11 protein-coding genes and 2 pseudogenes are annotated in these 20046 nt (G+C 41.0%); 7 read left to right on the top strand and 6 right to left on the bottom strand.

Annotated features, from left to right (window positions below; translation table 11 throughout):
- Positions 1 to 78: 78 nt before the first annotated feature.
- Positions 79 to 687 carry a master DNA invertase Mpi family serine-type recombinase gene (locus HRM2_RS24610; RefSeq protein ID WP_012663326.1) on the bottom strand — a complete coding sequence of 203 codons (609 nt, stop codon included), beginning with the start codon at positions 685 to 687 and terminating at the stop codon, positions 79 to 81.
- 377 nt (positions 688 to 1064) lie between these two features.
- On the opposite strand from HRM2_RS24610, the gene HRM2_RS24605 reads away from it, so the two are divergent.
- The 3 genes from HRM2_RS24605 (at position 1065) to HRM2_RS25730 (ending at position 7824) form a co-directional block, all read left to right on the top strand.
- Positions 1065 to 2705: an IS1634 family transposase gene (locus HRM2_RS24605; RefSeq protein WP_012663325.1), complete on the top strand. Its 1641-nt coding sequence runs from the start codon at positions 1065 to 1067 to the stop codon at positions 2703 to 2705.
- A 383-nt stretch (positions 2706 to 3088) separates the two neighbouring features.
- The gene (locus HRM2_RS25735) at positions 3089 to 7039 is read left to right on the top strand and encodes a PAS domain-containing hybrid sensor histidine kinase/response regulator (protein ID WP_012663323.1); all 3951 of its coding nucleotides are present in this window, start codon (positions 3089 to 3091) and stop codon (positions 7037 to 7039) included.
- Between the two features lie 125 nt (positions 7040 to 7164).
- A complete protein-coding gene (locus tag HRM2_RS25730) occupies positions 7165 to 7824 on the top strand; it encodes an ATP-binding response regulator (protein ID WP_012663322.1) in 660 nt (219 codons plus the stop codon).
- Positions 7825 to 7999: 175 nt separating this feature from the next.
- Here HRM2_RS25730 and HRM2_RS24590 read toward each other — a convergent pair.
- Positions 8000 to 8242, bottom strand: a pseudogene (locus HRM2_RS24590) (recombinase family protein); the annotation flags it as partial.
- Between the two features lie 147 nt (positions 8243 to 8389).
- On the opposite strand from HRM2_RS24590, the pseudogene HRM2_RS26355 reads away from it, so the two are divergent.
- The 3 genes and pseudogenes from HRM2_RS26355 to HRM2_RS24570 all read left to right on the top strand — a co-directional run.
- A pseudogene (locus HRM2_RS26355) lies at positions 8390 to 9034 on the top strand (DUF4158 domain-containing protein); the annotation flags it as partial.
- 397 nt (positions 9035 to 9431) lie between these two features.
- Complete coding sequence (locus HRM2_RS24575) at positions 9432 to 9782, top strand: type II toxin-antitoxin system RelE/ParE family toxin (protein ID WP_012663317.1); 351 nt, start codon at positions 9432 to 9434, stop codon at positions 9780 to 9782.
- Positions 9783 to 9787: 5 nt separating this feature from the next.
- Entirely contained in the window at positions 9788 to 10108 is a 321-nt protein-coding gene (locus HRM2_RS24570; RefSeq protein WP_012663316.1) for a helix-turn-helix domain-containing protein, read from the top strand.
- A gap of 23 nt (positions 10109 to 10131) precedes the next feature.
- Here the strand turns inward: HRM2_RS24570 and HRM2_RS24565 are convergent, their stop codons facing one another.
- The 4 genes from HRM2_RS24565 to HRM2_RS25720 all read right to left on the bottom strand — a co-directional run bounded on the left by HRM2_RS24565 (position 10132) and on the right by HRM2_RS25720 (position 18185).
- A complete protein-coding gene (locus HRM2_RS24565) occupies positions 10132 to 10692 on the bottom strand; it encodes a recombinase family protein (RefSeq protein WP_012663315.1) in 561 nt (186 codons plus the stop codon).
- Positions 10693 to 11114: 422 nt separating this feature from the next.
- Positions 11115 to 13763 carry a PAS domain-containing hybrid sensor histidine kinase/response regulator gene (locus HRM2_RS25725; protein ID WP_049770555.1) on the bottom strand — a complete coding sequence of 883 codons (2649 nt, stop codon included), beginning with the start codon at positions 13761 to 13763 and terminating at the stop codon, positions 11115 to 11117.
- A 563-nt stretch (positions 13764 to 14326) separates the two neighbouring features.
- The gene (locus HRM2_RS24550; RefSeq protein WP_012663313.1) at positions 14327 to 15073 is read right to left on the bottom strand and encodes a PAS domain S-box protein; all 747 of its coding nucleotides are present in this window, start codon (positions 15071 to 15073) and stop codon (positions 14327 to 14329) included.
- Positions 15066 to 18185: a cache domain-containing protein gene (locus tag HRM2_RS25720; protein ID WP_232364313.1), complete on the bottom strand. Its 3120-nt coding sequence runs from the start codon at positions 18183 to 18185 to the stop codon at positions 15066 to 15068. The genes HRM2_RS24550 and HRM2_RS25720 overlap by 8 nt, the downstream gene beginning before the upstream one ends.
- Positions 18186 to 19489: 1304 nt before the next feature.
- Here HRM2_RS25720 and HRM2_RS25715 point away from each other — a divergent pair.
- A complete protein-coding gene (locus HRM2_RS25715) occupies positions 19490 to 19963 on the top strand; it encodes a hypothetical protein (protein ID WP_012663309.1) in 474 nt (157 codons plus the stop codon).
- Positions 19964 to 20046: the final 83 nt, after the last annotated feature.

Genomic DNA, 20046 nt, shown 5'->3' with positions numbered 1-20046 from the left:
CCGCATCCACTAAGGTGGGGTGTAATTGCACATTTAGGGTAAATCCATCATAGGGTTTGGGAAACAAAACTTGGTTTGTCAAATATCTTCTCTGAGTCCCCTGGTTTTAATAAAGTTATCCACCGTCAACCTGTGTACTCCTAAAATCCTTCCAATAGCACTGACAGAAACTTTTTTCCTGAGTAAATCTTTGATTTCTTCCTCTTTTCCCGTGAGTTTTGTTTCTTTGGATAGGCTCCCTTTGGGTCTGCCTAATGTTTGTCCCTCACTTTTTATTCGAGCCAGAGCATCTTTTGTTCGTTGGGAAATTAGATTCCGTTCTATTTCGGCAGAAAGCCCAAAGGCAAACGCCAAGACCTTGGAGTTGATATTATTCCCCAGTTCATACCCCTCTTTAATCGCATAAACCTTGATTTCTCTTTCCATGCAATCATGCAGGATACTCATCACCTCCATAAGGTTCCTACCCAACCTGGATAATTCACTGACAATCAAAATGTCTTCTTTTTTGAGACCCTGCAGGAGCTTGCCCAGTTTACGATCTTGATATTTTTTTGTACCACTGATTGTCTCTTCAATCCATTCTCCAACATGGATCTTTTTTTGGTCGGCAAACTTTAAAATTTCAAATCTTTGATTCTCAACGGTCTGTTGATCCGTGCTGACTCGAATATAGGCAAAAATCATATTGTTTATCCTTGATGTTAGTTTAAATGTATTATTGTATTTGTTTTAGACTATATTTATATAAAATAAAGGTGTATTTGTATATAGATTTGTAGCCTACAATAAAGGTACATTTTTCTTAGTCACCTTAAGGAATTAATATGGCAACCCATCTTAAAAATTTAATTAAATTTCAACTTTCAGAATTATTGGATCTACAGGTGCTCTAAAATGGGAAGTAGAGTTTTGGCGTAAAACCTTGGGTGTGTTGACATTTGATAAATTCTATGACGGATTTACCCTAAATCCCACATTGAGCAGGTGCATTTAATTAAAAAATGATTTAAGATGCCTCCAACTTAAATCACCACAAAGAAAGATGCAAAGAGAAGAGGAAGATGGAATTAGAAATAAATCGTTTAGATCATTATGGTGTTGTAGCCGGTGTAATTAAAGACCTGAAATTAGTGGAACAAATTGATAGTCTGTTAGGAGTCCATGATCTGTCAGAGATTAGCCATGGAGAAGCGATTGCTGGTATGATTCTTAATGGTCTTGGTTTTACTGATCGTCCTCTTTCTTTGACACCTCAGTTTTTTGAGAATAAACCACTGGAAGTCTTATTTCGTCCGGGAGTGCAAGCCGAGCATTTCAACCGGTTTAAGTTAGGGCGTACTCTGGATGTGGCTCATGCCTATGGCTGTGAGGCGTTGTTTGGAAGTTTAGCAGCATCAGTTTGTCAGCAGGAACAGGTTGATTGTAGCTTTGGCTGCGAAGATACCACCAGCTTTTCTGTGACTGGTGAAAATCTGCCAGATCAAGATACTCAAGCGGTCACGATTACCCATGGTTATTCGAAAGATCATCGACCCGATCTGAAACAAGTGGTCTTGGAAATGATGACATCTCAAGATGGGGGAATTCCGCTTTTGATGAAATGTTGGGATGGAAATTCTAATGATAATACTATTTTCCAGCATCGGTCTAAAAAACTGGTAGAAGCCTGGAATGATATGGAAGCCCCACGCTATCTGATTATGGATTCAAAAGGTTATAGTAAAGAAAATGCTATCCACCTAAATTCTTTGAATTTTATCACTCGAATTCCGGAAACAAACAAACCAGCTAAGACATCAATTCAGAATGCTTTAAATCATGATATTTGGGAAAGTTGGGATGAACAAAGAAAATATACTTGTCTTGAAATAGAGCATTATGAGATCCAGCAACGCTGGATTGTAGTTTTTTCTGAAGCTGCTTTTAATCGTTCTGAAAAAACAGTAGAAAAAGCCAGCATTAAAGAAAAAACTCAGATTGATAAGGCGCTTTATCATTTACAGGCTCAAAGGTTTGAAACGGAGACTGAGGCCAGGGCGTCCCTGGAGAAATTGCATAAAAAGTGGAAATATCACCAGGTGAAAGCGGTTGAAATCAAAGAACATAAAAAATATCTGAGCAAAGGTAGACCTGGTAAAAGCACTCCCTTTGAAATCAAATATCAAATTGAATTTAAAGCTGAAAAAGACCTGGAACAAATCAAACAAATCGTGCGGGAAAGGGCTTGCTTTATCATTGGCAGCAATATCCCTAAATCTGAGTTGAGTGATGTTGAGGTGCTTCAAGCCTATCAAAAACAAGATCATGTTGAGAAAGGGTTTGGCTTTTTGAAGAGTTCTTTGTGTTTTGCCTCTGCGTTTTTCCTGGAAAAACCATCCAGGATTGAAGGCCTGATAATGGTGATGACTTTATCCTTACTTGTTTACACTATAGCACAGAGGCGCTTAAGAAAAGCGTTGGAAAAGCTGAATGAAACCATTCCTAATCAGATTAAACAACCCAGTAAACGTCCCACCATGAGATGGATTTTTCAAATTTTGGAGGGGATCAATCATGTTGTAATTAGGGAAAATCAGCAGGTTAAAGTAATGTTAGAAGGAGTTAGTGAATTACGCAGAAAAATATTAACGCTTTTGGGAGATTCTGTTGCAAAGATTTATCAAGTGGTATCTCGATTTCAAAACAACTGCCTGAAATGCTAATGCATCAGCGTTAAAAAAGCCTTTAGAATGTGAATTAATTGACAACACCCATGGCCCGATGAATCGTTTCGGCGTTATTTAATTCTGAATCCTTATTTGAGCATTGTTGGAGATTAAAATGGAAGAAAGTTTTAAAAACGAGTTCTTAAAAATGTTTCTCAGGTTCAAAAATGCCCGCAAAAAAATATTATCGAATAATTCAGAAAAAGAATAAACATACCTGCTCAATGTGGGCTAAATGTGTAATTACACCCTTATTTTTGGGAAACTGCCTTAAAACAGAGCATGACCTTAAAAAGTGTAAAGTACCTGTAAAAATTGTAGGGTTCTCAAAAATCACAAATTATAATTTCAAATTCGATTGAACAAAGAAGAAGCTTAAAATGAACAAAAAAAATAAACATACTATCGCCTTGCAACGAAAAAAACTGCAAGAAAGCCAAGACCGATATCGGGCCATGTTTGAAAATACCATGTGCATCAAAATGTTGATAGATCCGAATGACGGAGCAATAGCAGAAGCCAACGAAGCTGCATGCACCTTCTACGGGTATTCGGTTGAACAGATTCGCCAGATGAAGATTTCAGACATCAATACTCTTTCCCCTGACGAGGTGGCAAAAAATATTCAAGCAGCCCTTTCCGGACAACACCAATACTTTGAATCAAGGCATCGACTGGCCGACGGACAAATCCGTGATGTACAGATATCGTCAAGCCCCATTCCCTTTAAAGGACAAAAGTGGCTCTACTACATAATTCACGACATAACGGCCCGTAAGAATGCCGAGAAAAAACTTCATGAAAACAAATCCTTTCAACGCGTTTTGCTGGAAGATATAAATGCAGGTGTAGTTATAGTCGACAAAAAGACACACACGATTGAACAGATAAATTCACAAGGGGCAAAGCTTTTTGGAGCTTCCCAGGATGAGATTATAGGACATGTCTGCCATAATTTCCTCTGCCCGTATGACCGGGGCAACTGCCCGATAACAGACAAAGGGATGGATTTAGATAGAGCGGATCGAATTTTATTAAAAGCCGACGGCACCCTTCTTCCGATATTAAAATCAGTCAAAAGCATTAAGCTTGACGGTAAGGAGAAGCTCCTTGAAACCTTTATAGACATAAGCGATCGCAAGTCAGCCGAAGAACGACTCAAGAAAAGCGAAACGAATTTTCGTTCTTTTTTCAACTCCATTGACAATTTTTTATTTGTTCTCGACGTTAAGGGCAATATTCTCAAGGCAAACGAAACAGCTATCCGCAGGCTCGAATACTCGGAAGAAGAACTCAACGGGTTGAATGTAGCCATGGTTCATCCCGAAGATCGACGGGCAGAAGCCAAAAAGATTGTGGGGGAGATGATCGAGGGGAGCGCGGATTTCTGTCCCATACCAGTAATCAGCAAATCTGGACGATACATTCAGGTTGAAACCAGGGTTCATCCCGGTTCGTGGGATGACAGACCTGCGTTGTTCTGCGTCACCAAGGATGTCACAAAGATCAGGGAGACCGAAGAGCTTTTTTCAAAGGCATTTCACGCAAGTGCGAGTCTGATGGGCATCTCTGAAATCGATGGGGGATTATTCATAGACGTAAACAGGGCCTTTGTGGAGACCTCTGGATATACACGCAACGAGGCTATTGGAAAGACGTCGGTTGAGCTGGGTCTTTTTCCAAACCCCGAGGATAGAAACCGTGTGGCATCCATGGTCAAAGAGTCGGGTTTTATAAAAAACATGGAAATCACCATAAGAACGAAAATAGGTGATAAAAAATTTGGTTTGTTCTCTGCAACCAGAATTGATGTCAATGGTAACCCCTGCTTGCTGACAACCTTGACAGACATCACAGATCGCAAGAGTGCGGAGGACGCATTGAGGGAAAATAAGGAGCGCCTTGATCTTGCCCTGGAATCTGCGAGTATGGCACCTTGGCACTGGGATACCATGGAGAAAAAGCTTTATCTTGATTCAAAAGCCTGCCTGCTTCTCGGGCTTGACACTGAACGATCCAATGGAACATTACAAGATTTTATAGATGCGGTACATCCTGATGACCGAGCGAGACTCAGACAGGCCAGAGATAGAACAACCGCTCGGGGAACATTTTATGAGCATGAGTTTCGTGTAGTATGGCCGGATGGGAGCACCCACTATATCACGGCCCATGGCAAGCCGGTTCACAACAGCTCAGGAGTAATGACCAAGATCCATGGGCTCATCGGGGATATAAGTAAAAGAAAAATTGCTCAGCAAAATTTTGAAGACGAACGGCAGCGCCTTGCCAACGTGATCAAGGGGACCAACACTGGAACCTGGGAGTGGAATGTGCAGACAGGAGAAACAGTCTACAATAAGAGGTGGGCCGAGATCCTGGGATATACCCTTGAAGAACTGGAACCCGCAGACGTTAGCACCTGGAATAGACTTACACATCCCCAGGACCTTGAAAAATCGGATGAGATGCTTCTTAAGCATTTTACAGGCGAGATCCCCTACTACGATATTCAATGCCGAATGCGACACAAAAGAGGTCATTGGGTATGGGTCCATGATCGGGGCCAGGTGATGACCTGGACAGCTGACGGCAAACCATTGATGATGTTTGGCACCCACATGGATATCAACCAGGCAAAACAGGTGGAGCAGGAGCTTATGGCCACCAACTTCCAGCTCGAGGATGCCATGGCCCGGGCAAACCAGATGGCCACCGAAGCCGAACTTGCCAATCTCGCCAAAGGAGAGTTTCTGGCCAACATGAGCCATGAAATAAGAACACCAATGAACGGGATTATCGGAATGACGGGGCTGCTTATGGACACCCAATTGACCGATGAGCAGCGAAGATACGCAAGGATTGTTCAGGCAAGTGGAGAATCCCTTTTAAGGATAATCAACGAGATCCTGGATTTTTCAAAAATTGAGGCCGGTAAGCTCGACCTGGAAACTATAGACTTCAACCTCCAGGACTTTTGTGATTATTTAACACCACCCCTTGCCATGCAGGCCCATGAACAGGGGATTGAATTTATCTGTACCTTAGATCCCGATGTACCATTGGGGCTCAGGGGAGATTCTGGCAGATTAGGTCAGATTTTAACCAACCTCGCAGGAAATGCCGTCAAATTCACCTCCACTGGCAAAGTTTCAATTAAGGTGAAGGTTGAACATGAGACAGATAAAGATGTCATTCTCTATTTTTCGGTCAAAGATACGGGCATCGGTATTCAACGAGAAAAACTGGGAATGATTTTTAACAAGTTCACCCAGGCAGATGAGTCCACCACCAGGGAATTTGGAGGCACGGGTTTAGGGCTTGCCATTTCGAAACAACTTACGGAGATGATGGGCGGCCGAATGGGGGTAGAAAGCATACAGGGTGAAGGTTCAAATTTCTGGTTTACGGTACATATGGAAAAACAGGATCAGGGAAAAGGGAAAGAGAACTGCCCCTCCCCCGGCTTAAAAGATGCCGTTGTTGTTCCCATGAATGACAGTTCAATCGCCCGTCAAAAACTAAACCGCTTTAAAGGCAAAGGATTACGCATCCTGGTAGTTGAGGACAATATTACCAACCAGCTCGTCGCCCTTGGAATCTTAAAGAAAATGGGCTTTGCTGCCCATGCTGTAACCAACGGAGCCAAGGCGATCGAAGCCCTTGATGGAGCTACGCATTACGATCTTGTATTCATGGACATGCAGATGCCCGTGATGAACGGGTTGGATGCCACCCGGGCAATTCGAGATCCAGACTCGAAGGTCTATGACCATGACATACCCATCGTTGCAATGACTGCCAATGCAATGGAGGAAGACCGCAAACACTGCCTCAAAGCCGGTATGAACGACTATCTGTCCAAACCCATAAACCCCTCGGCCCTGGTAAAAGTCCTGGAAAAATGGCTTGTTAACCTGGAAAAAGATGAAATTTCACCTTCAGAAGATATGGGAAGTATAGGAGAGGATAAAAATAGATCTCAAAGAATTTTTGATCGAGATGCTCTTTTCGAACAACTTTTGGGCGACGAAAACTTATTAGAGATTGTTACTGCAACATTCTTAAAGGATATGTCCGATCAAATTTTCACTCTGAAAAAATCATTGTCCAGGTACAATGCCCCAGAAACAGCAGCCCTGATCCATAAGATCAAAGGAGCGTCGGCCATTGTCAAGGCCTTGGCATTCAATGAAGCGGTAGTTCAAATGGAAGATGCCGCCAAGAATGGTGACATTGTAAAATTAAAAGAGCTGGTATCTGTTCTTGATTTTGAATTTCTCAGATTAACCGATACCATGACAGGGAGTGGGGTGGGCAGTAGGCAGTAGGCGGTGGCCGGTGGGAAGTCTATCGTAGGTTGGGTTGAGGAACGAAACCCAACATTAGAAACCCAACATAACTATGATGAATCACAGAAATGATGGTTAACCTTAAAAATTAAGATGGGGAAAATATGAAAATTCTGATTGCAGAGGATGACCTCACATCCCAGGTCATGCTTGAGTCTCTTCTGACCAAGTGGGAATACAAAGTTACGGTCACCGATAACGGCCAGCAGGCCTATGACGTGCTCCAGGAAGATGATGCCCCGAGCATTGCACTGCTCGACTGGGAAATGCCGCATCTGGACGGTGCAGCTTTATGCAAAATGCTCAGAGAGCAAAAACAAAAAAGACCTATTTATTTGATTCTGCTAACCTCCAGGCGAGGGTCTGAATTCATTTCCCAGGGGCTTTTAGCAGGTGCGGATGACTATATTTCAAAACCCTATGACAATAACGAACTTAAGGCCAGAATCGAGGTTGGAACACGTATGCTTCAGCTTCAAAATCAGATGATAGAACAAAATAAACTCGAAGGGGTTCTTGAGATGGCAGGGGCTGTCTGCCACGAACTAAACCAGCCTTTACAGACTGTCAGCGGGTATTCAGAGCTTCTTTTGATGGACCTTGATCCAGATGATCCAAATTATATGATGATTAAAAACATTAAGGCCGGCATCAATCGCATAGCTGAATTAACCCGAAAAATAATGAACATAACTAAGTATCAATCAAAGCCGTATATGCATGGTAAAATTGTTGATTTGGAACCGTCTTCAAAACATTTATAGTGTAACTTCTCAATAACATCGGGTAGAATATATATTTGGGTAGAATTAAACATTTAGGGGAAAATCCCCATATTATAAATCAGATACTCTTGACTTTGCGTACCACCGACAGCAATAGTATTCACAACCCTTCCCGCATATTGGGGTCGTCTCAGAAAAGGGAAAAAATCGTACGCTAAGCGTTCGCAGAGGCTGGGACCCAGTAGTATAGCGTAGGAACCGACACGTCCTTGGACGGAACGTCACTGGCCAGCAATTTCTTAGCTGACTCGATCTTGCTGTCGTTCATCTTGGGCTTGTGACCGCCTTTGCGGTCAAGTTGGCGAGCAACATCCAGCCCGGTACGGGTACGCTCACCAATCAGTTCGCGTTCCATTTCAGCAAGGGTGGTCATGACATGGAAGAAGAAACAGCCAGAGATCCTTATCGAAATCCATTGAAATGGTAAGCGATTGAGAATAGTATTTCAATGAATTCCAAGAATAGCAATGCCTTGATTGTCCGATGTCACGCCAAATAGCTGGACAGGCTTATTACAAACCAAAATTTTCAAGAAGGAGTCAGAATGCCCCGTCGTTCCATCCTGTCCACCGCTGAGCGGTCAAGCCTGCTGGCTTTGCCAGATTCAGAAGACGAACTTATCCGGCACTACACACTCAGCGAGACCGACCTGTCGTTGATTCGTCAACAACGCGGTGATGCAAGCCGACTCGGTGTTGCGGTGCAGTTGTGCTTGTTGCGCTACCCCGGCCAGGGTCTGCTGCCAGACGCCACCGTGCCAGCGTCCTTTCTGCAATGGGTCGGGTGCCAACTGCGCATCGATGCGGCGTGCTGGTCACAGTATGCCGAGCGTTAGGAAACCCGGCGTGAACATCTGTTCGAACTGCGGGTATACCTGCGCGTAGAACCGTTCGGCTTGGCCCACTACCGGCAAGCAGTCCATGCAGCAACCGATCTGGCCTTACAAACCGACAAGGGCATTGTGCTGGCCACCAGTGTCCTCGAGAAACTGCGTCACCAGCATATCATCATACCGGCACTGGATGTTATTGAGCGTGTTTGCGCTGAAGCAACCACCTGCGTTAACCGGCGCATTTACGAAGTCTTGTCCGAGCCATTATCGAACGGACACCTGCACCGTCTTGATGACTTGTTGAAACGCCGGGAAAACAGCAAGACCACCTGGCTGGCTTGGCTGCGCCAATTCCCATCAGCAAGTTATAAAGGGATAAAAACGGGAATTCTAATTGTCGTTGAAGGGAAAAAGCAATTGGCGTTGATCAAAAGTCATCCTTGTGGGAAAATATTACACCTTATCTGATACTTTGCTCTATGGGTTGTAATTAGCTTAAAAGGACACATATGGCCGTTCAAATAAACAATTCAAGGTTTTAAAAATCTGGCATTGATGGGCAAGGCTACAGAATAAGGATCGCAAGGATGACCTATGCTTTACCCAGGGCCGGGCTGTGCTCTGTGGTGAATGAAGGCCGGATGCTAACATTCAGTGTAACGCTGTATCCCAAAAACAATGACAAACCCCGTCAAGAGGACAGAGTTATTATACTCTCTTGATTTTATACCTATATGGGGATAATAATAGTATTATGAAAATAAAACTGTTGATGTGGGTAGGATCCAGCAAAAAGGATCTCATGAAAATGCCCGATGATGTGCAGGATATGTTTGGCTTTGCATTGCATCTTGCTCAGTCGGGACAGAAACACCCCGATGCAAAACCACTTAAAGGATTTGGAGGAGCAGGAGTATTGGAAGTGGTGGAGAACTATAAAACAGACACATATCGGGCCGTTTATACCGTTCGATATACAAATGCAGTCTATGTGGTCCACTGTTTTCAAAAAAAATCAGGCCAGGGTATAGCAACACCCAGGCCAGATATGGATTTGATCAAATCCCGCTTAAAGGCCTTAGATAATTTTATAAAAGGAAAATAAATAATATGATTGAAATAGAGAAAGGCAGCGCCAATGTCTATGAGGATCTGGGAAGACCGAATGCCGACAGGATGTTTGTTAAGGCAATACTGGCCTCAAAGATTGGAGAAATTGTTCGCCAGAGAAATTTAACTCAACAACAGGCAGCTGAAATATTAAAAATACCTCAACCCAAACTATCTGACCTTCTCCGGGGACAGTTCCGAGGGATCAGCGAGGCCAAGATGTTGACCTGTCTTAATTATTTGGGAAGTGATGTTGAAATTATTATACACACACCGGGATTAGATTCTTCAAGGGGAGATACCCGGGTAACCTTTGCCTGATTTGAATTCAATTCAATTCATATCTATGTTGCCTCTTTCAAAACGTTATATATGGTCCCCCGGCTAACCCCGTATTCATTCGAAAGTATGGTAGGGTTCATCCCTGCTTTGTTCTTTACCTGAACTTCTTTCTTTTGATCATCTGTGAGAGAGGGTCTTCTCCCCAGGTGCTTACCTTTGGCCTTGGCTATTGCTATCCCGGCAAGCTGGCGTTCTTTTCTTAGATTTGTTTCAAATTCTGAAAACACTCCCAGCATTTGGAGAAAAGCTCTACCGGTGGCTGTACTGGTGTCAATCTTCTGATTAAGTATCTCAAGTGAAGCACCTTTTATGTCCAGAGTGTAAACTATTTTGCAAAGGTCTCCTATATTCCGGGCTAATCGATCAAGTTTCCATACGACTAATTTATCGCCCTGGCCAATCATATCGAGCAGCAGGTTTAAAACATCCCGGTCAGTTATCGTGGTGCCGGATTTCTTTTCCTGGCGATGTACGGCATTAGGATAGGCGGCCTTTAGCTCTGCTGTTTGTAAATCCGTATGCTGATCGAGAGTTGATACTCTGGCGTATGTAAAAATAGTCATGGCCATCCCTATTAAAAGTGCTTCTCAAAATACCAACAACTCTATAGACCTTCTTGCAAACAGCGTCAACAACTTAAAAAACAACCTTGTTAACAGGGGTTTTAATGCTGTCAATAAGGTATACCTTGTTGACAACAAGGTTATAAGAAGGATGGGATGCAGTATCAAGTTTACCAAAGATAAGCTTGAAAATTTAGGTACTGAGAAATCTTAAGGATAGGATACTTAATCATAACTCCAGACAGGTGCAAAATTGATATTCGGAATTTAAACGTTTGATTAAGACAAGAAAATCCTCGCATACCAGATGTTGTGGTTTGAAGAGTTCCCTCAAAAGCGACACATACACGTTAAAATGATCGGTATAAAATGGAACTATGAAGGCGGTCAATTATAGACACATTAAACACTTTTTTACTATCTCAATTTCCTTTATAAACTTTGGCCTCATCCAGCACTTTCCGAACCATTTGAGCCATTTCAGATTTAACTACCGGTTTCATAAGAAAACCCTTTACTTTATTAGCTTCAGCCTGTTCCTTGTTTATCCGTTCACTGAATCCGGTACAAATGATAATCGGAATATCCGGTCGTATGGCCATTAACTCTTTTGCAAGCTGATCTCCTGTCATGTTTGGCATCGTCATATCTGAGATTACAAGGTCATAACCATCTGGATTAGAATTGAAAGTTTCCAGGGCTTCTATGCTGTTGGACCAAGCAGATACTTTATAGCCAAGACGTTCGAGCATTTGTTTCTCAAGTCGAACAACCGATATTTCATCGTCAACCAATAATATTCTTTCTGTACCTGTTAGTTTATATAATTCCTTTTCAGTTGAAATGGGTTCATCAGATTCTTTCATTACAGGTAAATAAACATTAAAAGTCGTTCCTTTACCCACCTCGCTGTATACTTTTACATCTCCTTTATGCTCTCTCAAGATTCCGTATACAACAGCGAGACCAAGACCGGTCCCTTTGCCCTGCTCTTTTGTTGTGAAATAAGGGTCAAAAATATTATTCATTATTTCCCGAGGGATACCAACGCCATTGTCGGAAACAGATAGCATGACGTATTGACCCACCTGCAATGGTCTGTCTTTCAAATCATCATTATCCAATGTAATCTCTTTCAGTTGTACTGAAATTTTTCCACCCGTCTTCTCTACAGCATGATAGGCATTTGTGATAAGGTTCATGGCAATCTGATGCAATTGAGTTTCTTCTGCCATCACTAAACCACAGTCTTTTTGAATATCCTGATAAATTTCAATATCGCTGGGTATTGTTGAACGGGTCAGTTTAAATACTTCAGCTAATATTTTTTGAAAACGAACGGGTGACAGTTGATGATCAACTTGTCGACTGAAAGCAAGTATTTGTTTGACAAGCTCACAACCTCTTTTCCCGGCATTAAATATTGCTTGTGCACTTTCATGTTCAGGGCTTTTTGGAGGGAGGTCCTCTATAAGCATTTCTGCAAATCCGATAATGGGATAGAGAAGATTATTAAAATCATGGGCAATTCCACCCGCAAGATTGCCAATGGACTCCATTTTTTGAGCTTGCTGGACCTGGAATTCGAGATTTTTGCGCTCAGTGATGTCCTGTATTGCCCCATGCATTCTAACGGGGTTTCCTTTTTCATCAAATTCAAGTTTTCCTGTGCCGTGAACCCAGCGTTCTTCACCATCGTTAATACGGATTATTTTATATTCACGGCTGAACATTTTTTTTTCCTTCACAACCGATTCATGGTAATCAAATACTTCTTTGCGGTCGTCTGGATGAATAAAGTTGGCCCAACCTTCTATGGTATGTGGATAGGTTTTATCGATGCCAAATATTTTGTAAAATTCAGGCGAACAGACCCATGCGCTTTTCTCTATCTCGCCTGCATTCAAATCTGTTGAATAAGAACATATATGTGCCACAGATTGCGAATTGAGCATCATTTCTTCACTCTGTCTCAGTTTCTTTTCAGATTTTTGACGAATTAAAATCTCATCATTAAGATATTGAGTCTTTTTTATTATCGATTCTTCAAGTTCCTCTGCATGCATAAGTAAACGGCCTGAAAGCGGATTCATGATAAGCCAAAACCCTAAAATAAAAACCAAATAAATAAAAATTAATGACGATCCTATTATTAGCAATTTGTTATTTAATGAAGCGTAAAGTTCATTTTCACTTTGAGAAATCAAAAGTACCCAACTGAAATCAACAAGAGGGGTATACGCAAACACATTTTTGTCTATTTTCTCTAACCCCTTATTTCCATTAATACCTTTTTTAAGAAGTGTCGCAACTGTAGAGTTAAATGTCTGCCCATTATCAACATCCAAATTCTGACTTTTTAATGGAAATACTTGATTAATCGAGTTGTCAAAGAAAGAATACCCTAAGATAATCTGACTTGTTTTTCCCAAACCTGAATAATTTGAGGTGATCGCCTTTAGATTAGACAAATCAATCACAATCAAATCAGCTCCTTCATAAGCGCCGTCATGACTCAGTATGGGTGCCCTAACAATAAATACAGAATAATCTGAAATAATGCTTGGCTGAGATACTGTAATGTTTTTTAAAGTGATATCAGACAACGGCCATTTTTCTTTGGGAACGTTTAAACCACATTTTGAAACTAATTGTTCTTTGTTATCTAATCGTATGATACCAAGGATTTCTTTGGATAAATTCATGGCATCAGCCAACTTTGGTTCGGTAAAAGATTTTACCTGATCCAATGAGATTTCCCCATTGTTATATTTTTTAAGTTCTTGCCGGATTCTGGTACGACTGGTTATCTGCCAGGCCAAATCCTTTGAACGCCTCGCCCATTCGCTTATAGCCATAGCCCGGATTTCTACAGCATGCTTTATATTTCTATCTTCAGAAGCTTTTAAACGACTGTAAAGAGGCAATATTATTGCGCTGGACAAGGTTAAGACTAAAGCCAAACTTCCAATAGCTAAATAGATAAACAAAAATTTTTTGAGTCGGGAAGAGGACGTTAAGGGTCTTTTAATTTCAAGTTTTGCATTCATTCCAGTATCTCTCAACTCCATTTTCAATATTCCAAAAAGTTCAAATACGCTTCTTGTTGGACAATAATTTTAGCCATGGTACTGCTCATTTATCCAGCACTTTGATGTGAAAAATCCTTCATTAGATGGGTAGTATCATAAAGATTAACCGCCCTAATATTCAATAATTCACATTGTATCTAAAAAATTAAGAAAAAATATTACAGCAAAAAGATGAAAACTGCAAAATATAATGTATGATTTTAGCGGTTTGCCTACTGCGTATATATGGTATAAATGAACAGAATCATTTTCAGCCTTGACCCTGTTGACTTGTACTCATATAGCTCCGTTTTTTAACATTTCCTGATACAACATATAGTGGTCGAACGAAAACCATCATACCGAAAAGCTAAATATGTAAACACCGAATTCAATCATTCCTGAAAGTTAACCATTCTTGCATAATCCTTGAGTGCTGGTTTTTTATTTTTTTGAAGCTGGGATATTCATAACACCGACTAATACCAGAAGAATTAAACGCCTTTGGCTTAAGAACTCACAGCGACTGTAGATAGACAATATAGTCGCCCATTCAGTTGAATTTACCTATCTACAAATTTTTTTTCAACCTCGTTAAGTTTAGCAGACGATCGTTTGATATCAACAATTTTAGAATTTAAGTAGGGTTTTGTCTCATACCCTGTAATGTTCATTAAATCCCTTGTCAGTAAACCCATTTTAGATACGGCTTTGAGAATTTCTTCGATTTGATCTTTACTCTCAACATTTATCTCCATATCGTCTATCAATAAGCCACAATACCCGTTGATGACCTGGATCGGCTGGTTAAATTCATGGCATACCGCACCAGCCATTTCCACTACTGTCTGGAACTTCTCCCTTTTAACATGTTCTTCATCCGCCCGCTTTTTATCGGTGATATCTGTAAAGCATTCTATAAGAACCACCTTTCCCTCTATCTCATCTTTAATCACTGTTTTTAAAACCGGTATCCTTTCTCCAGTGAAGGTGATGACCTCCCGTTCAGATCGATCCAGCGATAATCCCTGGTCTATAATGGGACAACGCCCTTTGTCAGCTGGGCAAATATAGTCTGTGCATTTTTTACCAACCAGTTCTTCCAAAGAGCAACCAAATGTACTCAGGGCAAGGGGATTTACATCAAGAATTTTTTGGGTTTCAAAATCAATGATAACGATACCCAGTGGAAGTTTGTATAACAAAGATTCCAGCCTATCATTGCTGTCTTCAAGCTGCCTTTCACTCAATTGATGCCTTTGCAGCTCACTTTCCAGTTCTTTTATCCTTTGTAATAGTTTATCAGACATTTTCGTTCCCATCCAAAATTTCCCTAATCTTTTTGGCAAGATCCTTAATAATGATTGGTTTCAATAAAAGTCCCCTAACCCCAAGAGATTTAATTTTTTCTTCAGACATGGATTCACTGAACCCAGTACAAAGCAATATCGGGATGTCAGGACGTATTTTTATCAATTCAACTGCAAGCTTGTCCCCAGGCATTTTTGGCATCGCCATATCTGTAATAACCAAATCAAATTTATCCGGATTGACCCTGAATGCTTCAAGCGCTTCTATACTGCTCGTGCGGGAAGTAACCCGGTATCCTAAACGCTCCAGGGCCAGCTTTTCCATTGTAATGATACCTTCTTCATCATCCACCAGCAGAATACCTTCCGTCCCGCCTTGTATGGGCTCATTTGTCTGGGTTTCTTGCTTTTCATTGGCACTCTTGACGACAGGCAGATAAATATGGAATTGTGTCCCTTTGCCCGGTTCGCTGTAAACCTGGACCTCTCCATTCATGCTTTTAACAATACCGTGGACCACTGATAATCCCATTCCAGTTCCTTTACCTTTTTCTTTTGTGGTAAAAAACGGGTCAAAGATTTTATCAATTGTTTTCTTATCCATACCCGTGCCAGTATCTTCTATCGTCAGGCAAACGTATGAATCATTTGTCATATCCGGGTTTATAAAGTCATACTGCCTCAATTCGACTTTTTTAAGGCTTACTTTTAATTCTCCTCCTCTTTCTTCCATGGCATGATAGGCATTGATCGCAAGGTTCATGACGATTTGATGAATTTGTGTGGGATCTGCTTTTACAGTACCACAGTTGGGTTGGAGATTCTGACTGATGGAAATGGTTGTGGGGATTGTGGATCTGATCAATTTTAAGGCTTCTTTGATAATCGGCTGCATCTTCATCAGTTTTAGTTCGCTGCTTTCCTGGCGTGAAAAGGCAAGAATCTGGTGCACCAGATCTCTGGCTCTCAGTGATCCCGTATAAATTTCATTGATGCTTTCTCTATATGGATTATCATCAGAGACATCCTCTAAGAGCATTTCCGAATGACCGACAATGGGAAAAAGAATATTGTTAAAATCATGGGCAATGCCGCCTGCAAGGGTACCGATGGATTCCATTTTCTGAGATTGCTGAACCACTTTCTCCATCCGTATTTTATCGGTAATATCACGCTTAACTGCCACGAAATTGATTATTTTTCCTGATTTATCAAGCACTGGTGAAATAGTGTTTTTTTCAATATAAAAACTGCCATTCTTTTTTTTGTTGGTCAGTCTGCCATTCCAGGTGTTCCCTGTTAAAATCGTCTCCCACAATTGCCGGTAAAACGACTCATCATGCTCACCACTTTTCAGGATTCTCGAATTTTTTCCGATTAACTCTTGCTTTTGATACCCTGTGATTTTCTTAAAAGCGGGATTGATATATTCTATATTGCCAACCGTATCTGTGATGACAACACCTTCTGCTATTTGTTCAATGGCGGCAAGGTGCCGCTCGCGATCTGCCTCCATCTGCTTACGCTCGGTGATATCCCGGGTAATGGAAAGAATGACATTTTCATTTCCGATTTTCAATATCCGTGCAGATATAAGGCCAACTTTTATTTGCCCGTCTTTTCCTGTGAATTCTGCTTCCAGGTTTTCAACGAATCCATCTTTTTTCAGCCATGAAACCAGTCGGTCTCTGTCTTTTGGATCATTCCAGATATTGAGATCGCGCGAATATTTTCCAATAGCTTCTTCACTAGAGTATCCCATAATCTTTGTAAAACCTTTGTTTATTTCAAGATACATTCCATCCTCAACTCTGTTGAGATTGATGGAATCCGGGCTTGAAAGAAATGTCATCCGAAATTTTTCCTCACTCTCCTGGAGATCCTGAATGGCTTTCGTCCTCGTTTCGATCATCTGATTGGCCGATACAGCAATACTCTTAAACTCCTCAAACTGTAGTCCAGCAGGATCAATGGCCGTTGCCTGTGAAGATGCTGTTTTAAAAAAGTTTGAAAAGAACCTGATCCCTGATTGAATCTTATGGGCCTGGTATCGGGTCCACAAAAGAATCAGAAAGAACAGGAAAATCATAACAGCAAAATATAAAACAGCTTGTTTTAAAAAATCATGATACAAAGCTTTTTTCTTTAACAGGATAATTTCATCCATCGTATCCAGATATACCCCGGCACCAATGAGCCATTCCCATTCCGGGATACCGACAACATAGGACAGCTTGGGGGAAAGTTTCTCTGGATCCAATTTCTGCCAGAAATAGGAAACAAATCCTCCCCCTGGCTCTTTTGCAGCGCTGTTCTGTTCCTGTATGATTTTAACCCCATTGGGATCGGTCAATTCCCAGATGCTTTCTGCTCCCCTTGTAATTTCCCCTTTTGTAAATAAAGGCTTCCCCCCGTAAATGCTCCCGAAAAAATAGCCTTCTTTTTCGAATCGGAGCTTTGAAATTCTTTCCAGGACTTCCTCCTGAATTTCTTTTTTGACATCTTCTATATATTCACCGGTTCCGATTCCCCATCCATAGGGTGCAAAATATTTCACATAGGCGATTTTCAAATATTTTGTATCCAAGTCTCCCGGCTTTGACCAGGTATAAGAATAAAATCCTTCTTCGTGTGCCTTTATTATTTCGATCATATCCGGCACAACGTATTCGCCTTTGGCACCCTGAACCGCTATCATGTTTTTGCCTTCCATTTCAGGCCTATCGGCAAAAAGCTCTTCTATCCCTTCCATGTTAAAGGCAAAATAATACCCCCGGTTCTGTTTAAAACGTATAGGCCTTAGGGCATCCTTGATCATTTTTTTTATTTCATCATGGGATTTCGAATCTTTATTTTCATTATAGATGTTCAAGGCAATGGCGCAGGCTTCATTCACACGCCCTTTAATCGAGTCCCGAAGCCTTTTTCCCGTCTGGTTTCTCATATACTGAACATATTCCAGTACGGCTTGAACCTGTGTTTTCAGCCTTTCTTTCTCTGAGGTAACAAAGTTTTCTTTAACTGATTCTGATTCTTCATTAAATTTGGCATATTCATTCACAACCCAGAAAAAATAGAGAAAGGTAAAGGAAATAAAGGTTATAAAAAGCATATTCTGTAAAAGCAGTTTTTTAATACTGGTCATATTATTTTTCACATCTTAACTTATACGTAGTTGTTTTCTAAACCATTTTTTTAAGCGTTCAATCTTCTGAGAAGCACCATTTGCAAATTTCGCAAGCGTCTTGATATCCACTGGTTTTTTGAAATAATTTTCAAATCCCTGCCGGTATTCGACCAGCTCAAAAAGCAATGCTTCCCATTTACGACAAATACAAGGGCCATGGTGTATCTTTTTTAATCCGCCAATACAGTTTAATACCGTTCATTTCCGGTAAGTGGAAGTGATAATACATAAATAGAGATTCCAATGCAAAACAAATCGTCGGTCAGATTGAAATCGAATTACTCGCGACTATAAATGGTATAAATGAACAGAATCATTTTCAGCCTTGACCCTGTTGACTTGTACTCATATAGCTCCGTTTTTTAACATTTCCTGATACAACATATAGTGGTCGAACGAAAACCATCATACCGAAAAGCTAAATATGTAAACACCGAATTCAATCATTCCTGAAAGTTAACCATTCTTGCATTATTCATAACACAACCGATGATCAACAATTTAAACAGAATACTTAATGCTTCCATTTGCTGATCAACGTTTGGATCATGAGCTCCACAATATTAAAACCCCTACTTTTTTCAATCGAATGCTTAGTTTATGTCAAAACTAAGCATTCGATTTAAAACCCTTGCCAGCCAAGGCTTTCCAGCATCTGAAATTTAACCCTTGTAATTAAATCATTAAATAATAGTTTCAGTAGGTTGCATTGACGTCATATTTTTTAATATCCATAGTCTCTGTGTCTATCACCACATAGGTGAACGGATTTAGTTGCCCTGGCTGAATACAGATAGTTTCCCCAATGGTTGCTTTCCAGATACCCGACATCTCAACAGATTCATGAATATGACCGTGGAGGCCTATGGCGCTCAGCTAAATTGATACACCCATGCTCATATAAATTGATACACCTCCCTTTACCTTCCTGCTATACCCTGCAATAGATATAACGCCTCTACTGACAAAATAATCTAACGATTTGATCAACGATTTAAAGGAGGCTATCCCGCAGCTTTATCCCGCCTTAAAACTAACCACATTTAACACCCCGCTTACCCCGCCTTTTTTTGAATAAAATGAAGAAGGTCAATTCCGCGAATTAGGACGTTACAATATTTTATATCTTAACCCTTCCCCTATCTTCCCCAACCCATTGTACAAAATAATTTTTAATCACAGATAGAGCTACGTCCTTTATACTGCATCATGCTTAAACGGAGGTGCAGATGAATATTAAAAAGCGACGTTGCCGTCACTGTGGCCGCCTTTTCATAGTATGCAACAAAGTAAAAAAACATGATTACTGCAAAAGAGAGAAATGTCAGCTTGCCAGGAAGAGGATGTGGCAAAAAGAAAAAATGGAATCTGATCAGACGTATCATGAGGATCAAAAATCATCTCAACAGGACTGGTCCGACAATAACCCCGATTACTGGAAGCAGTACCGTCAGAAAAACAAGCGGTATACAGATGCGAACCGTGAAAAGCAACGCTACCGCAATGCCAGGCGGGGTAAAAAAGCCCAAGAATCCCCACCTCATGAACCGATTGCAAAGATGGATGCGTTATCAAAGCAAAATGCTGTGATATCAGGCAAATACAGGCTGGTTCCTCTGGAACCAGAATTGATTGCAAAGATGGATGCGATAATCGTAGAGATTAAAACAATATCACCAGGTTACACGAACTTTGGTCCGTGATTGCAAAGATGGCACGATGGACATGGGCAAAAAGGATTTGATATGGTTATTCATCCTTTTTCATGACCATGACCAGGAGAGCC

This window comes from Desulforapulum autotrophicum HRM2, assembly GCF_000020365.1.
Lineage (GTDB): Bacteria > Desulfobacterota > Desulfobacteria > Desulfobacterales > Desulfobacteraceae > Desulforapulum > Desulforapulum autotrophicum.
Note: the sequence above shows the minus strand (reverse complement) of the source record. Positions and strands in the feature narration are given on the sequence as shown.

Excerpts from the sequence above, each read along its gene's own strand:
- HRM2_RS25735 (WP_012663323.1), top strand. The coding sequence starts at position 3,089 with ATGAACAAAAAAAATAAACATACTATCGCCTTGCAACGAAAAAAACTG.
- HRM2_RS24605 (WP_012663325.1), top strand. The coding sequence starts at position 1,065 with ATGGAATTAGAAATAAATCGTTTAGATCATTATGGTGTTGTAGCCGGT.
- HRM2_RS25720 (WP_232364313.1), bottom strand. The coding sequence starts at position 18,185 with ATGCTTTTTATAACCTTTATTTCCTTTACCTTTCTCTATTTTTTCTGG.
- HRM2_RS25715 (WP_012663309.1), top strand. The coding sequence starts at position 19,490 with ATGAATATTAAAAAGCGACGTTGCCGTCACTGTGGCCGCCTTTTCATA.
- HRM2_RS25730 (WP_012663322.1), top strand. The coding sequence starts at position 7,165 with ATGAAAATTCTGATTGCAGAGGATGACCTCACATCCCAGGTCATGCTT.
- HRM2_RS24565 (WP_012663315.1), bottom strand. The coding sequence starts at position 10,692 with ATGACTATTTTTACATACGCCAGAGTATCAACTCTCGATCAGCATACG.
- HRM2_RS24575 (WP_012663317.1), top strand. The coding sequence starts at position 9,432 with ATGAAAATAAAACTGTTGATGTGGGTAGGATCCAGCAAAAAGGATCTC.
- HRM2_RS24610 (WP_012663326.1), bottom strand. The coding sequence starts at position 687 with ATGATTTTTGCCTATATTCGAGTCAGCACGGATCAACAGACCGTTGAG.
- HRM2_RS25725 (WP_049770555.1), bottom strand. The coding sequence starts at position 13,763 with ATGGAGTTGAGAGATACTGGAATGAATGCAAAACTTGAAATTAAAAGA.
- HRM2_RS24570 (WP_012663316.1), top strand. The coding sequence starts at position 9,788 with ATGATTGAAATAGAGAAAGGCAGCGCCAATGTCTATGAGGATCTGGGA.
- HRM2_RS24550 (WP_012663313.1), bottom strand. The coding sequence starts at position 15,073 with ATGTCTGATAAACTATTACAAAGGATAAAAGAACTGGAAAGTGAGCTG.